The organism is Oricola sp., from assembly GCF_965230365.1.
Taxonomy (GTDB): domain Bacteria; phylum Pseudomonadota; class Alphaproteobacteria; order Rhizobiales; family Rhizobiaceae; genus Oricola.
This window is the reverse complement of sequence record NZ_OZ246003.1, coordinates 1,368,903-1,382,300: the sequence shown is the minus strand read 5'-3', so window position 1 is coordinate 1,382,300 and position 13,398 is coordinate 1,368,903. Positions and strand designations below refer to the sequence as shown.

The following is a 13,398-nucleotide window of genomic DNA, read 5'->3' as shown; positions in this document are numbered from 1 at the left end:
CAGGGTGCGCCTGCCTCGGAGCCAGCAAAACCGATGAACATGGACAGCCCGACAGCCCCAAGACCGGTCCTTTCCGAGTTGCTATCCGCTTCATCCGGAATTCGTCACGGCTTCTTCACACGCGAGGGTGGTGTTTCCACGGGTCTCTACTCCGGTCTGAATGTCGGATTGGGCTCCGGCGATGATACCCGGCGCGTGCGCGAGAACCGCAACCGTGTGGCAAACTGGCTGGGCAAGCCCGGCGCCGGCCTCTCCACGCCGCACCAGGTGCATTCCGCAGACGCCATCGTTGTTTCCGAACCGATCGGCGAAACCCGGCGGCCAACCGCCGACGCCGTTGTTACAACGACGCCCGGCCTCATCGTCGGCGTGCTGACCGCAGATTGCGGTCCGGTGCTGTTCGCCGATCCGCAGAACCGCGTTGTCGCCGCCGCCCACGCCGGTTGGAAGGGCGCGCTCACAGGCGTTCTGGAAAACACAATTGCGGCAATGCGCGAAAATGGCGCATCGCCAAGCTCGATCATCGCCGAACTCGGGCCGACGATCGGCCAGGCCAATTACGAAGTCGGACCGGAATTCCGTGACCGCTTCATCGACGCCGACGCGGCCAACGGAGTTTACTTCCTGCCCTCTGATCGCGAGCAACACTACCGCTTCGATCTGCCGGGCTACATCATGGCGCGTCTTGAACGCGCCGGTGTCAGGGCCTCGCAAACCGGCACCTGCACCTATGGCGACGAAGCCCGTTTCTTTTCCTACCGGCGCACAACGCACCGCAATGAACCCGATTACGGCCGGCAGATCTCGGCGATCATGCTCGACGACTGATCAGGACCGTCAACGATAAGGAGTACCCCATGGCTTTGCATTTCGATGGGCAGGAACTTGCCGACCGAAAATCGCTGCTGCTGGCCGAAATGCAGACGGCCAAGCTGGATGCGATGCTGCTGTTTGCACAGGAAAGCATGTACTGGCTGACCGGTTACGACACGTTCGGATTCTGCTTCTTCCAATGCATGATCGTCGAGAAGACCGGCGAGGTGACGTTGCTCACCCGCTCCGCCGATCTTCGTCAGGCACGCCACACGTCCAATGTCGAAACCATCGTCATCTGGGAGGACCGCGCCAACGCCAACCCGGCGCGCGAACTGAAAGAGTTGTTGACCGAACGCGACCTGCTCGGCGGCCGCATCGGGGTCGAATACGACACGCATGGCCTGACCGCTAAGAACGGCCGATTGCTGGACGATGCTCTCAATACATTCGCAAAGCTCGACGACGCGTCGCAGATTGTTCCGCGGCTGCGGGCAATCAAGTCGCCCGCCGAAATCGCCTATGTGAAGAAAGCCGCTGAACTTGCTGACAACGCATTGGATGCGGCGATCCCCCTCATCAAGGCCGGCGCCGATGAAAGCCGGATCCTGGCCGCGATGCAGGGCGCGATCTTCGAGGGCGGCGGCGACTATCCGGGCAACGAGTTCATCATCGGCTCCGGCGAGGACGCACTGCTGTGCCGCTACAAATCCGGCCGCCGCGTGCTTGAGGACAACGACCAGATCACGCTCGAATGGGCCGGCGTCTACCGTCACTACCATGCCGCGATGATGCGCACGGCGCTGACCGGCAAGCCGACCGACCGTCATCTGGAACTCTACGAGGCGGCGAAGGCCGCGCTTGCCGCCTGCGAGGAGGCGATGCGGCCTGGCAACACCTTCGGCGACGTTTTCGCCGCCCACGCCCAGGCCATGGCCGACGCCGATCTCATCCGCCACCGGCTCAATGCCTGCGGTTATTCTCTCGGCGCCCACTTCACGCCGTGCTGGATGGACATGCCGATGTTCTTTGCCGCCAACCCGGAACCGATCCAGCCGAACATGACGCTCTTCGCCCACATGATTATCATGGATTCGGAGACCCAGACGGCGATGACGCTTGGGCAGACCTACCTGACCCAGGAAGGCGATCCCGTGAACTTGTCGCGCCACACGCTTGATTTGATTGTGGGATAGGGTATTGCCTTAAGCGGGGGGCAGGCGCCGTGTAAATGAAAGACCTGGCTGAATACATCCTGGGGCAGGCTGTCCGGATTGCAGGTATCGCACTCATCGCGATGTCTCTTGTCGCCTGCACGGGGATCGACAGCACTTTCGGGATCTTTCAGGACGAAGACGAAAACGACCCCGGCTCCGCTCAATTCCCGGATCTTGGAACCGACACTACGGCAGTCGGCGTGGCTGCTGTGCCACCGGGAACCACGGTCATCGGCCGTGTCTATTTTTCACCGATCATCGGTGCCCCGGCCGAAAAGGTCGGCGTCCTGTCGAACCGCCTCGGCAGCGAAACCGGCGCGCGCGGCATCGTCGTGATCAGCGCGACAGATGCGAACCGGACCCATGAGATCAAGGGGTACTTCTCCGCCATAGCCGACAACGGCAACACGGTGGTCGTACACGTCTGGGACGTGATCCTGCCGAGTGGACAGCGGGTGCATCGCATTCAGGGCCAGGAAACCGTGCCGGGAACGAGCGCGGATCCTTGGGCATCGGTTCCCGATACGACCATGTCTACAATCGCCGACAGGTTGATCGCGGACTTCATGGCATGGCGGGCAACCCAGGCGTAGAGCGTTTCCCGGTTGGCTTGGAGCAGCTTGATGAAAGATGGTTTTCGCAACCGGCCAGGAAAAGACCGCAGAACATTACTGATGCATCGGTCGAGGATTTCGACGCCGCCGGGGCGAAATCCAGCCTCAAGCTGGAGGGTATGTATCTGAGTACGCTGCGAAGACTCATATCGCCTGAACCTGGTTTTTTGCGCGGGGAGCGGCGTGGCGAAACGCTCTCGACCGAAAAATACTGCAAGAAATGGGTGTGAAGTTGTTCAACCGCCTTGCAAAATCAAAGATTGGTTGCAATACCCCCGCCCAACTCCCCAAGATACGCACCGGCAGGGCGCAATGAAACTATTTGCTGGCAACTCCAACCGCCACCTCGCTGAAAATGTCGCAAAGTACCTTGGAGTGAGTGTCGGTAGGGCCAGCGTCCGCCGATTTGCCGATGAAGAGATTTTCGTCGAGATCCAGGAAAATGTGCGCGGCGAGGATGTGTTCATTCTCCAGTCGACTTCCTTCCCCGCCAATGACCACCTGATGGAACTTCTGATCATGATCGATGCGTTCCGCCGCTCGTCGGCGCGACGCATCACGGCGGTTCTTCCTTATTTCGGTTATGCCCGCCAGGACCGGCGCATGTCCGGGCGCACGCCGATCTCCGCCAAGCTGGTCGCCAATCTGATCACCGGGTCTGGCGCGCACCGGGTACTGACCCTCGATCTTCATGCCGGCCAGATCCAGGGATTCTTCGACATTCCGACCGACAACCTCTATGCCGTTCCGGTCATGGCGCGCGACGTCCGCTCCCGCTACAAGGATCTTGCAAGCGTGATGGTGGTATCGCCGGATGTCGGCGGCGTGGTGCGCGCACGCGCGCTTTCCAAGCGTCTAGACGACGCACCGCTGGCGATCGTCGACAAGCGGCGCGAACGCCCCGGCGAATCGGAAGTGATGAACGTGATCGGCGATGTCGCTGGCAAGGATTGCTTCCTGATCGACGACATCATCGATTCCGGCGGTACGCTGTGCAACGCCGCCGATGCCCTGCTCAACATGGACGCAAAATCCGTGACCGCCTACATCACGCATGGCGTTCTGTCCGGTGGCGCCGTTAACCGCATCATGGATTCACGGCTCAACGAGCTGGTGATCACCGATTCGATCCAGCCGACAGCCGCTGTCGATTCAGCGCCCAATGTCCGCGTTCTGTCGATCACCGACCTGATCGGCGAGGCAATCGCCCGCACTTCGCACGAGCAGTCCGTCTCCAGCCTCTTCGACTGACACCCTCAGGCGGCCAGAAGCCCGGCTATCGCTGCCGCGGCCAGCACCGGCACCATCCCGATCCCCCGCCCGATCAGCGCAAAACCGGCCACAACGGCGATCGCCAGCGCATAGAAATCGAGCGCCTGCCAATCGGGTACGGGCAAGACGAACGGACCGACCTGCCACTCGCCTGGCGCGCCGAACAGCACATGCAGTCCGAACCATAACGCCAGATTGGCGATCACGCCGACCACGGCGGCGGTAATCGCCTGCAGCCCCGCCGCCAGCCAGCGCACATTGCGCAATTGCTCGACGAATGGCGCGCCCGCGAAAATCCACAGGAAGCAAGGCGCAAAAGTGAAGAAAGCGGCGGTCAATCCGCCGAGTAGACCACCTGACACAGGGTCCAGTTCGCCGGTGCGCGCGCCGCCCAGAAAACCGACAAAGACCAGCACCAGCACCAGTGGTCCGAGCGTCGTCTCCGCCAGCCCGAGCCCGGCCAGCATTTCATCGGGCCGCAGCCAGCCATGGATGTCGACCGCCTGCTGGCCGACATAGGCCAGCACCGCATAGGCGCCGCCGAAGGTCACGACCGCGGTCTTGGAAAAAAACAGCGCCGCGTCGGCGAAGAACTGCCCAGGGCCCGGAAACGTCACAAGAACAGCGAGCGGCACAAGCCAGACAGCCGCCCACGCGCCGGCGGCGGTCGCCGCCGCGCGTCCGGCCGGGCCCCTGACACCGGCCCTTGCCTGCGGGCCGGCCTCGGTCGCGCCAACGCGGTCCTCCAGCCCCAATTGCTCAGGGAAAAGCCGATAGAGCACCGCACCGCTCAGCCCGGCGCCGATTACGATCAGTGGAAATGGCGCGCCGAGAAAGGCAATGCCGATGAAGGCAGCGACCGCGACCGCGACCATCAGGTTCGTCTTGAGTGCGCGTCCGGCCACCTTCATCAGCGCCGAAGCCACCACCGCCAGAACCGCCGCCTTCAGCCCATAGAGCAGCCCGGCGATCGCCGGTACCTCACCGAACGCCACGAACAATGCCGCAAGGACGAGCATCATCGCCAGTCCCGGCAAAATGAACAGCAAGCCGGCGACCAGCCCGCCGCGCACGCCATGCATCAGCCAGCCGGCATAGGTGGCAAGCTGCATGGCTTCCGGCCCCGGCAGCAGCATGCAGAAGTTGAGCGCATGCAGGAATTGCGGCTCGCTGAGCCAGCGCTTCTCCTCCACCAGGATGCGGTGCATGACGGCGATCTGCGCCGCCGGGCCGCCGAACGACAACAGCCCAATGCGCGCGAAAGCCGTCGCGACCTCGCGCTCCGGCACTGCGCCCCCGCCCCCTGTCAGCTCCGTCATGTCTGCTTTCCTTCCCCCGCCGCCTCGACGGGCAAGCCAAAGTCTCTCCAGCCCTCGAATCCACCTTCCAGGTAGTAAGCGTCAGCGCCGAGCCGTCGCAACACTGCGCAGGCACCCTGGCTGACTTCGTGCCCATGAACGCAATAGACGACGACCGTGTGACCCGAAAGACCGCCGGCCGCCGCCTCGACTGACTGCGGTGGAATGCGCATGGTGGCCGGGATCGCCAGGCCGCTCTCCGAACACGCCAGGTCCTTGCGCGCATCGACGACGATCGGCGGCGATACGCCCGCCAGCATCCTCGCCAGTTCTGCTGCTGATACCGAATTGCCCATGTTTCCTCCTTCCGCCTCCCGCAGGAGGCGGCGCGTGGAGGATGACTTGGGCACAAGGCCTGTCGCGGGGCGTCATCCGTTGGCCCCGAGCCAGCATCATATACCGCCGCGCATCCCACTGCCAGCCAGCTTTGAAACATGACCAATCGTTAAGTTGTGCGCCTCCGACCCGGCAGCTACCGTCTTCGTCCAGGGGATGACGAACGCTTGAAGAAGGGCACGGAGATGAAACCGCTCTCGCTCGTACTGCTTTCGTCACTGGCCGTGATGGCGCTGCCGGCTGTTGCCGCCGCACATGACAATCAGGTCTCGATCACCAAATCCAACGGCCAGATCTGCATCCGCACCAACGGACTGCCGAACCATTCAACCGGTTCGTTCCCCAATCGCGGCAATCCGCACTCGATACGCGCCCAGCGCGCCACCTACTGCGTCACGCAGAACCCGCGTAAATCGGCCAATGCGCGCTGGCACCGCGGCACCATCGGCGTCGCACTGAACGGCGTGGCGATCCGGCCCGGAACCGCCGACTACTGGGACGCAAACTCGCCGCGCGGTCACAGCCGTGACCGAAGCTCCGGCTGGAACCTGGAAGGCATCGGCGCGGCGCGCATGCTCGGCATGGACCGCAACAACGCCCATGTCGACCGGCGCGGCCTCTACCACTATCACGGCGTCCCGACGGGCTATCTCAAATCGGCGAAAAGTTCGCTGGTCGGCTATGCCGCCGACGGCTTTGAGATCCACTATCTCGGCACCAAGGTGAAGTCCGGCTGGACGCTCAGGAAGGGAACGCGGTCGAGCGGCCCCGGCGGGCACTATGACGGTACCTACAACGAAGACTGGCAATACACCGGCGGCGCGGGAACGCTCGATCAGTGCAATGGCGGCACGCTTGACGGCAAGTATGTCTACTTCGCCACCACCACCTATCCGTTCTACCCGCGTTGCCTGTGGGGCCGCGCCAGCGCCGACTTCCGCCGCTGAGCATTTGGCCCGGCGGCTTGCCTCCTGCCTCGCCTTGCGCTATAGGCCCGCCCAGCCATGCGGACACCCTTGGAGGCCGCGCGGCTGGGCCGGCCTTCCGGTCCTGTTTTTCCGGCAACGGCAAGACACTCCATAATCACGTCCTCGAAAGGAAAAGCCATGAGCGAAGGTTACGTGCTCAAGGCCGAGGCGCGCGAACGGGTCGGTAAGGGGTCCGCCCGGGCTATTCGCCGCAACGGCAAAATTCCTGCTGTCATCTATGGTGACAACAAGCCCCCAATGTCCATCACCCTTCCCTACAAGGAAGTGTCGATGCAGATCCACGGCGGCGGCTTTCTGACCACGATCGCCGACATCGAGATCGACGGCAAGAAGCACAGCGTTCTGCCGAAGTCCTTCGACCTCGATCCGGTCCGCGACTTCGTCATGCATGTCGATTTCCTGCGCGTGTCCTCGAAAACCGAAGTCACCGTCAACATTCCGGTTCACTTCGCCAACGACGAGACCTGCCCCGGCATCAAGCGCGGCGGCGTTCTCAACGTCGTGCGTCACGAAATCGAGGTCACCTGCCCGGCCAACTCGATCCCGGAATACTTCACTGTCGATCTCGAGCCGCTTGATCTCGGCGATGCCGCCAAGATCTCCTCGGTCGAGATTCCCGAAAACGTCCAGGTGACGATCACCGACCGCGACTTCACCATCGCGACGATCGCCGCTCCGGCCGGCCTGAAATCCGAAGAGGAAGAGGGCGAGGAAACCGCGCCGGACGAGGTTGCAGTCGTCGGCGAGGAAGCAAACGGCGACGAGTCGGAGTAACAACTCCGGCTCTGCCCTGGAGGGTCCCGACCGATGCATGTCATTGCAGGCTTGGGCAATCCGGGCGCCCAGTATGCCGGTCATCGGCACAATATTGGCTTCATGGCGGCGGACGAGATCGTTCGCCGCCATTCCTCGTTCGGGCCCTGGCAAAACAAGTTCAACGCGTTGGCGAGCGAAGGCAGGCTGGACGGCGCGAAGATCCTCGTCATAAAGCCGCAGACCTTCATGAACCGCTCCGGCCAGGCGGTCGGCGAGGCGCTGCGCTTCTACAAGCTTGGCCCGGAAGACCTCACCGTCTTCTACGACGAGCTTGACCTCGCACCCGGCAAGGTGCGCATCAAGACTGGCGGCGGGTCCGGCGGCCACAACGGCATCAAGTCGCTCGACGCGCATTGCGGCAAGGACTACCGCCGTGTCCGCCTCGGGATCGGCCATCCCGGTTCCAAGGAGCGCGTCCACGGCCATGTGCTCGGCGACTTCGCCAAGGCCGACCGCGACTGGCTGGAGCCGCTGTTACAGGCGCTGGCCGACAATCTCGGGCTGCTCGTTGCCGACGACAGCGCCGGATACATGAACAAGATCGCGCTCGCATTGGGAGACAACGCCGTGGCGAAACCGGCCCGCAAATCGCAAACCGCGACCGCGCCTGCCAAAGACGCGCCCGTAAAGAAACAGAGCCACATCCGCCAGGCCCGCCAGTCGGGCCCGACCGCCCAGCCGAGCGGTCCGATGGCGGAAATGCTGAAGCGAATTCTCGGAAAGAAGGACTGACCCGATGGGTTTCAAATGCGGTATCGTCGGCCTGCCCAATGTCGGCAAGTCGACGCTCTTCAACGCGCTGACCAAGACGGCCGCCGCGCAGGCCGCCAACTATCCGTTCTGCACCATCGAGCCGAATACCGGCGAGGTTGCCGTGCCGGATCCGCGCCTTGCCGAGATCGCCGCGATCGCCAGGTCGAAGGAGGTCATCCCGACCCGCATCAACTTCGTCGACATTGCCGGCCTCGTGCGCGGCGCGTCGAAGGGCGAGGGTCTCGGCAACCAGTTCCTCGCCAATATCCGCGAGGTCGACGCGATCATCCATGTGCTTCGTTGCTTCGAGGACGACGACGTCACCCATGTGGAAGGCCGCATCGATCCGGTCTCCGACGCCGAGACGGTCGAGACCGAACTTATGCTCGCCGACCTTGAGAGCTTGGAACGCCGCATCGTGCAGATCCGCAAGCGCGCCACCGGCAAGGACAAGGAAGCGACGACCGTCCTGCCGATGATGGAGCAGGCGCTGGAACTGCTGCAGGATTCCAAACCTGTCCGGCTGCTGCTCGACGGCATCGCCGCCGAGGATCTCGCCATCCTGAAGGGTTTGAACCTGCTGACATCCAAGCCGGTGCTTTATGTCTGCAATGTCGCCGAGGAAGAAGCCGCCGACGGCAACGCCCATTCTGCCGCTGTTGCCGCAATGGCTGCCGCACAGGGCGCCCGCACTGTGGTCATCTCGGCCGCCATCGAGGCCGAGATCGCCCAGCTCGACGATGCCGAGGCGACCGACTATCTCGAAGCCATGGGCCTCGAAGAGCCGGGTCTCGACCGGCTGATCCGCGAGGGCTACGCCCTGCTCGACCTGATCACCTTCTTTACCGCCGGGCCGAAGGAATCGCGCGCCTGGACAGTCAAGAAGGGCGCCAAGGCGCCGCAGGCCGCCGGCGAGATCCACACCGACTTCGAGAAGGGCTTCATCCGCGCCCAGACCATTGCCTATGGCGACTATGTGGCGCTCGGCGGCGAGACGGCGGCCAAGGAAGCCGGCAAGGCGCGCGACGAGGGCAAGGAATATGTCGTTCTTGATGGCGATGTCATGCTGTTCAAGTTCAACGTCTAGCCCGTTCACCGAAAAGTGGCTTCCCATCGCGCTGAGGTGGTCTAGGTTCGAGCGGCCATGATGTCGCAGACACACATCCTGATGGCCGCGGCGCTGTTCGCGCGTCCCGGCAGGCCGCGCCAGAACGCTGCGCTTGTCGCCGGCGCCTTCGCGCCGGACGCGGCGATCTACGGGCTGTTCTTATGGTCCAAGCTGGCCGGCATTCCGGAGCGCACGCTGTGGCGTGAGATCTATTTCGCCGAGCCGATGCTGACCCTGACGGCCATCGGCAATTCGCTGCCGCTCTATGCGGGTTTTTTGGCGCTCGGGATCACGCTGATTTCGCTGCGAACAGCAAATGGCGGCGAGGCCCTGCCCCTTGGCGATACGCCGACGCCACTTGAGAATACCTGGCAGGCCGTGCGCAACAGCGCGATCGCCATGTTCGCACTCGGCGCCATCGTCCACCTGGCCGGCGACTTTCCGGTCCATGCCGCCGATGCGCATCCGCATTTCTGGCCTCTCTCGGACTGGCGGTTCCAGTCGCCGGTCAGTTATTGGGACCGAAACTATTACGGCGACACATTCGCGTTCTTCGAGATGTTGCTCGGCGTCGCGCTGGCGGTGATCGTCTTCCGCCGCTTCAAGGCGCTGTGGGTGCGCGCACTGTGCGCGCTTGCCATCTGCGCCTATGTCGGCGTGCCGCTCTACTTCACGCTGATGCTGGGATAAGCGTCTTTGGGCCTACTCGCCCTCGAACTCGACCAGCGTGCGCACCGGCACGCCAAGCGCCTCGATCTTGGCGCGGCCGCCAAGCGCCGGCAGGTCGACCACGAAACACGCCGCGACCACTTCCGCGCCCATCTGCTGCAACAGCTTGACCGCGCCCTCGGCGGTGCCGCCGGTGGCGATCAGGTCGTCGACCAGGATGACGCGCTCGCCCGGTTTCACCGCGTCCTTGTGCATCTCCATCTCGTCGACGCCGTATTCGAGGCTGTAGGCGATGCGCACCGTGTCGTGCGGCAGCTTGCCCTTCTTGCGGATCGGCACGAAGCCCGCTGAAAGTTGGTGCGAGATCGCGCCGCCAAGGATGAAACCGCGCGCCTCGACGCCGGCGATCTTGTCGATCTTGGTGCCTGCATAGGGATGCACCAGTTCGTCGATGGAACGGCGGAACGCCCGCGCATCGCCAAGCAATGTGGTGATGTCGCGAAACACGATCCCTTCCTTTGGATAATCGGGGATGGATCGAATGGCGGCCACCAGGCTTTCGCGCAAATTCATGTCGGCTTTCCGTATCATCTAAAATATCTCCCCGTCGGATCATGTCCGCAGTCAGGGCAAAAGAAAAGGGCGCCGAAGCGCCCTCTTGGCCAGTCCTGTCCAGGCTTAGTGCTCGACGCGCGACCACACCTGCTTTTTGGTCAGGTAGAGAAGCGCGGCAAACAGCACCAGGAAAATCATCACCCGGAAGCCCATCTCCTTGCGGTCTTGCAAGCTCGGCTCGGCCGCCCACATCAGAAACGCGGTGACGTCCTTGGCCTGTTGCTCGATGGTCGCCACGGTCCCGTCGTCATACTCGACACCCTCGTCGTAGAGCGGCGGTGCCATCGCCAGCGCCGAACCGGCGTTGAAATACGGGTTGTAGTAGAGGCCTTCCGGGACCTCCTTGTGTGCCGGCGCTTCGTCCTTGTAACCGGTCAGCAGCGAGTAGAGATAGTCGGGACCGTTCTCGGCATACTGCGTGAAGATGTCGATCACGAACAGCGGAAAGCCGCGTTCCACCGCGCGCGCCTTGGCAATCAGCGACAGGTCCGGCGGGATCGCGCCGTTGTTGGCATAAGCCGCAGCCTTTTCATTTTCGAACGGGCTGGGGAATTTGTCCGTCGCGCGGCCCGGCCGCGTGAACATCTCGCCCTCGTCGTTCGGTCCGTCCTCGAACTCGAACTCGGCGGCGAATGCCTTGATCTGTGCATCGGAATAGCCGAGGTCCTCAAGGGTACGGAACGCCACGCGCTCCAGACCGTGACAGGACGAGCAAACCTCTTGGTAAACCTTCAGGCCGCGCTGCAGCTGTCCCTTGTCATAAGTGCCGAACGGTCCGGCAAAGCTCCATGACTGCTCTCGCGGCTTGTTCAGCGGGTAGTCGGCTGCCATTGCCCCGGAAACGGCAACGGCGATCGCCAGACCCGCAGCGCCAATAGTGGCCAGGATGTTTCTCATTCTCAAGTTCCCGTTTCTGTGGGCAGAAAGAGGCCCAGTCCCCTATTCCGCCGCGACCGGCGCTTCTGCGTTGCGTGCCTTGTTCTTCTCCAGCACTGCTTCGGTGATCGAGTTCGGCAGTCGCCGTGGCGTTTCCACCAATCCGAGCAACGGCAGAATGATAATGAAGAACCCGAAGTAGTAGGCCGTCGAAAGCTGCGCCAGCGTCGTGTAGACGCCTTCCGCCGGCTTGGCGCCGAGCCAGCCGAGGAACACGGCGTTGGCGGCGAACAGCCAGAAGAACAGCTTGTACCACGGACGGTAGACCGCCGACTTGACCTTCGAGGTGTCCAGCCACGGCAGGATGAACAGCACCGCGATCGCGCCGAACATGGCCAGAACGCCGCCCAGCTTGGAGGTGATCGGGCCGATGTCGAAGGTGATGGCGCGCAGGATCGCGTAGAACGGCAGGAAGTACCATTCGGGCACGATATGCGCCGGCGTCACCAGCGGGTTGGCCACGATGTAGTTGTCGGCATGGCCGAGATAGTTCGGCATGTAGAAGACGAAGTAGGCGTAGGCGATGAAGAACACCATCAGCGCGAACGCGTCCTTGACTGTCGCATAGGGCGTGAACGGCACGGTGTCGGTCTTCGACTTGACCTCGATGCCGGTCGGGTTGGTCTGCCCCGTCACATGCAGCGCCCACACATGCAGGATCACCACGCCGGCGATCATGAACGGCAGCAGGTAGTGCAGTGAGAAGAAGCGATTGAGCGTCGGATTGTCGACCGAGTAACCGCCAAGCAGCAACTGCTGGATCGGCTCGCCGACCACCGGGAATGCGGTGAAGAAGCCGGTGATCACCTGCGCGCCCCAATAGGACATCTGGCCCCACGGCAGCACGTAGCCCAGGAAGCCGGTCGCCATCATCAGAAGGTAGATGATGCAACCGAGGATCCACAGCAGTTCGCGCGGCGCCTTGTAGGAGCCGTAATACATGCCCCTGAAAATGTGCAGGTAGACCGCGATAAAGAAGAACGACGCGCCGTTGGAGTGCAGGTAGCGCAGCAGCCAGCCGGAGTTCACGTCGCGCATGATGTGCTCGACGCTGTCGAATGCGAGCGCCGTCGATGCGGCATAATGCATCGCCAGCACGACACCGGTGACGATCTGCACCACCAGCATGATCGAGAGAATGCCGCCGAAGGTGTAGGCGTAGTTCAGGTTGCGCGGCACCGGATAGGCGACGAAGGAATCGTACATCAGGCGCGGCAAAGGCATGCGCGCGTCGATCCATTTGCCGAATCCCGAAGTCGGCGTGTAGGAGCCGTGGTGTTCCAGATTGCTCATTCTCAGGCTCCTGCGGTCTCGGTGCCGATGACAAGCGTTTCGGCGCTTGCGAATACGAAAGGCGGCAACGGTAGATTGGTGGCGGCCGGACCACGCAGAATGCGGCCGGTCGAATCAAAGACCGAACCGTGGCACGGGCAGTACCAGCCCTCAGGCGCGTTTTCGACGGTTTTCGGAATGCAGCCGAGATGCGTGCAGTTCGCCGATACGACAACCCACTGGTTCTCCGCATCGGCCGGTCCGCTGATACGCTCGTCGGACGGCTGGAAGTCTTTCATGTCGCCCGCGCCGAGTTCACCCGAGGCAGCGATTTCCTCACCGGTCAGGCGGCGCACGAAATACGGCTTGCCGCGCCAGGTCACGGTGATGGCCTGACCTTCCTCGATCGCCGAGATGTCGATCTCGACCGGCAGCCCGGCTGCGCGCACGGCGGCGTCTGGGCGCATCTGGTCGATAAACGGCCATGCAACGGCGGCAACGCCGACCGCGCCCATCATCCCCGTGGCGACGTATATGAAATCGCGGCGTGTCGGCTCATCGGCAGTGATTGTCTCTTCGCTCACAAGAGCTTCCTTTCCGGTACGGTCGCAGTCCCCCGTGACTGGGCGC

16 protein-coding genes are annotated in these 13,398 nt (G+C 62.9%); 10 read left to right on the top strand and 6 right to left on the bottom strand.

Annotation, left to right across the window (positions count from 1 at the left end; all coding sequences use genetic code 11):
- Positions 1–39 precede the first annotated feature (39 nt).
- The 5 genes from pgeF to ACO06R_RS06660 all read left to right on the top strand — a co-directional run bounded on the left by pgeF (position 40) and on the right by ACO06R_RS06660 (position 3,895).
- Entirely contained in the window at positions 40–828 is a 789-nt protein-coding gene (pgeF, locus tag ACO06R_RS06680; protein ID WP_421859250.1) for a peptidoglycan editing factor PgeF, read from the top strand.
- A 29-nt stretch (positions 829–857) separates the two neighbouring features.
- On the top strand, positions 858–2,009 hold the full coding sequence (locus tag ACO06R_RS06675) for a M24 family metallopeptidase (RefSeq protein ID WP_421857588.1): 1,152 nt from the start codon (positions 858–860) through the stop codon (positions 2,007–2,009).
- Between the two features lie 35 nt (positions 2,010–2,044).
- On the top strand, positions 2,045–2,623 hold the full coding sequence (locus ACO06R_RS06670) for a hypothetical protein (protein ID WP_421857586.1): 579 nt from the start codon (positions 2,045–2,047) through the stop codon (positions 2,621–2,623).
- Entirely contained in the window at positions 2,602–2,874 is a 273-nt protein-coding gene (locus ACO06R_RS06665; protein WP_421857583.1) for a hypothetical protein, read from the top strand. The genes ACO06R_RS06670 and ACO06R_RS06665 overlap by 22 nt, the downstream gene beginning before the upstream one ends.
- 82 nt (positions 2,875–2,956) lie before the next feature.
- Positions 2,957–3,895 (top strand): ribose-phosphate pyrophosphokinase, encoded by a 939-nt coding sequence (locus ACO06R_RS06660; RefSeq protein ID WP_421857580.1) that lies wholly within the window; start codon positions 2,957–2,959, stop codon positions 3,893–3,895.
- A gap of 5 nt (positions 3,896–3,900) precedes the next feature.
- Here ACO06R_RS06660 and chrA read toward each other — a convergent pair whose 3' ends face one another.
- Together chrA and ACO06R_RS06650 are read right to left on the bottom strand one after the other, a co-directional pair.
- Positions 3,901–5,235 (bottom strand): chromate efflux transporter, encoded by a 1,335-nt coding sequence (chrA, locus tag ACO06R_RS06655; RefSeq protein ID WP_421857577.1) that lies wholly within the window; start codon positions 5,233–5,235, stop codon positions 3,901–3,903.
- Positions 5,232–5,570, bottom strand: a complete 339-nt coding sequence (locus ACO06R_RS06650; RefSeq protein WP_421857574.1) for a rhodanese-like domain-containing protein — start codon at positions 5,568–5,570, stop codon at positions 5,232–5,234. Before ACO06R_RS06650 ends, chrA begins: the two co-directional genes overlap by 4 nt.
- Positions 5,571–5,777: 207 nt before the next feature.
- Between ACO06R_RS06650 and ACO06R_RS06645 the strand changes: the two genes are divergently transcribed.
- The 5 genes from ACO06R_RS06645 (at position 5,778) to ACO06R_RS06625 (ending at position 9,966) form a co-directional block, all read left to right on the top strand.
- Positions 5,778–6,557 carry a YHYH protein gene (locus tag ACO06R_RS06645; protein WP_421857572.1) on the top strand — a complete coding sequence of 260 codons (780 nt, stop codon included), beginning with the start codon at positions 5,778–5,780 and terminating at the stop codon, positions 6,555–6,557.
- Positions 6,558–6,716: 159 nt separating this feature from the next.
- Positions 6,717–7,373: a 50S ribosomal protein L25/general stress protein Ctc gene (locus ACO06R_RS06640; RefSeq protein WP_421857569.1), complete on the top strand. Its 657-nt coding sequence runs from the start codon at positions 6,717–6,719 to the stop codon at positions 7,371–7,373.
- A 33-nt stretch (positions 7,374–7,406) separates the two neighbouring features.
- Positions 7,407–8,147, top strand: a complete 741-nt coding sequence (gene pth, locus ACO06R_RS06635) for an aminoacyl-tRNA hydrolase (RefSeq protein WP_421857567.1) — start codon at positions 7,407–7,409, stop codon at positions 8,145–8,147.
- 4 nt (positions 8,148–8,151) lie between these two features.
- Positions 8,152–9,255: a redox-regulated ATPase YchF gene (ychF, locus tag ACO06R_RS06630; protein ID WP_421857565.1), complete on the top strand. Its 1,104-nt coding sequence runs from the start codon at positions 8,152–8,154 to the stop codon at positions 9,253–9,255.
- A gap of 57 nt (positions 9,256–9,312) precedes the next feature.
- Positions 9,313–9,966, top strand: a complete 654-nt coding sequence (locus ACO06R_RS06625) for a zinc dependent phospholipase C family protein (protein WP_421857563.1) — start codon at positions 9,313–9,315, stop codon at positions 9,964–9,966.
- Between the two features lie 12 nt (positions 9,967–9,978).
- Here ACO06R_RS06625 and ACO06R_RS06620 read toward each other — a convergent pair whose 3' ends face one another.
- From ACO06R_RS06620 to petA, 4 genes are all read right to left on the bottom strand, one after another.
- A complete protein-coding gene (locus tag ACO06R_RS06620) occupies positions 9,979–10,518 on the bottom strand; it encodes an adenine phosphoribosyltransferase (RefSeq protein ID WP_421859248.1) in 540 nt (179 codons plus the stop codon).
- 105 nt (positions 10,519–10,623) lie between these two features.
- The gene (locus ACO06R_RS06615) at positions 10,624–11,457 is read right to left on the bottom strand and encodes a cytochrome c1 (protein WP_421857561.1); all 834 of its coding nucleotides are present in this window, start codon (positions 11,455–11,457) and stop codon (positions 10,624–10,626) included.
- Between the two features lie 42 nt (positions 11,458–11,499).
- Positions 11,500–12,789, bottom strand: coding sequence for a cytochrome b (locus tag ACO06R_RS06610; protein ID WP_421857559.1), 1,290 nt, complete (start codon positions 12,787–12,789; stop codon positions 11,500–11,502).
- A gap of 2 nt (positions 12,790–12,791) precedes the next feature.
- Positions 12,792–13,352 carry a ubiquinol-cytochrome c reductase iron-sulfur subunit gene (gene petA / locus ACO06R_RS06605; protein ID WP_421857557.1) on the bottom strand — a complete coding sequence of 187 codons (561 nt, stop codon included), beginning with the start codon at positions 13,350–13,352 and terminating at the stop codon, positions 12,792–12,794.
- Between the last annotated feature and the right edge of the window lie 46 nt (positions 13,353–13,398).

Bases quoted from the DNA above. Each gene is read 5' to 3' on its own strand.
- pgeF (WP_421859250.1), top strand. From the start codon at position 40: ATGGACAGCCCGACAGCCCCAAGACCGGTCCTTTCCGAGTTGCTATCC.
- ACO06R_RS06675 (WP_421857588.1), top strand. From the start codon at position 858: ATGGCTTTGCATTTCGATGGGCAGGAACTTGCCGACCGAAAATCGCTG.
- ACO06R_RS06670 (WP_421857586.1), top strand. From the start codon at position 2,045: ATGAAAGACCTGGCTGAATACATCCTGGGGCAGGCTGTCCGGATTGCA.
- ACO06R_RS06665 (WP_421857583.1), top strand. From the start codon at position 2,602: ATGGCGGGCAACCCAGGCGTAGAGCGTTTCCCGGTTGGCTTGGAGCAG.
- ACO06R_RS06660 (WP_421857580.1), top strand. From the start codon at position 2,957: ATGAAACTATTTGCTGGCAACTCCAACCGCCACCTCGCTGAAAATGTC.
- chrA (WP_421857577.1), bottom strand. From the start codon at position 5,235: ATGACGGAGCTGACAGGGGGCGGGGGCGCAGTGCCGGAGCGCGAGGTC.
- ACO06R_RS06650 (WP_421857574.1), bottom strand. From the start codon at position 5,570: ATGGGCAATTCGGTATCAGCAGCAGAACTGGCGAGGATGCTGGCGGGC.
- ACO06R_RS06640 (WP_421857569.1), top strand. From the start codon at position 6,717: ATGAGCGAAGGTTACGTGCTCAAGGCCGAGGCGCGCGAACGGGTCGGT.
- pth (WP_421857567.1), top strand. From the start codon at position 7,407: ATGCATGTCATTGCAGGCTTGGGCAATCCGGGCGCCCAGTATGCCGGT.
- ychF (WP_421857565.1), top strand. From the start codon at position 8,152: ATGGGTTTCAAATGCGGTATCGTCGGCCTGCCCAATGTCGGCAAGTCG.
- ACO06R_RS06625 (WP_421857563.1), top strand. From the start codon at position 9,313: ATGATGTCGCAGACACACATCCTGATGGCCGCGGCGCTGTTCGCGCGT.
- ACO06R_RS06620 (WP_421859248.1), bottom strand. From the start codon at position 10,518: ATGAATTTGCGCGAAAGCCTGGTGGCCGCCATTCGATCCATCCCCGAT.
- ACO06R_RS06615 (WP_421857561.1), bottom strand. From the start codon at position 11,457: ATGAGAAACATCCTGGCCACTATTGGCGCTGCGGGTCTGGCGATCGCC.
- ACO06R_RS06610 (WP_421857559.1), bottom strand. From the start codon at position 12,789: ATGAGCAATCTGGAACACCACGGCTCCTACACGCCGACTTCGGGATTC.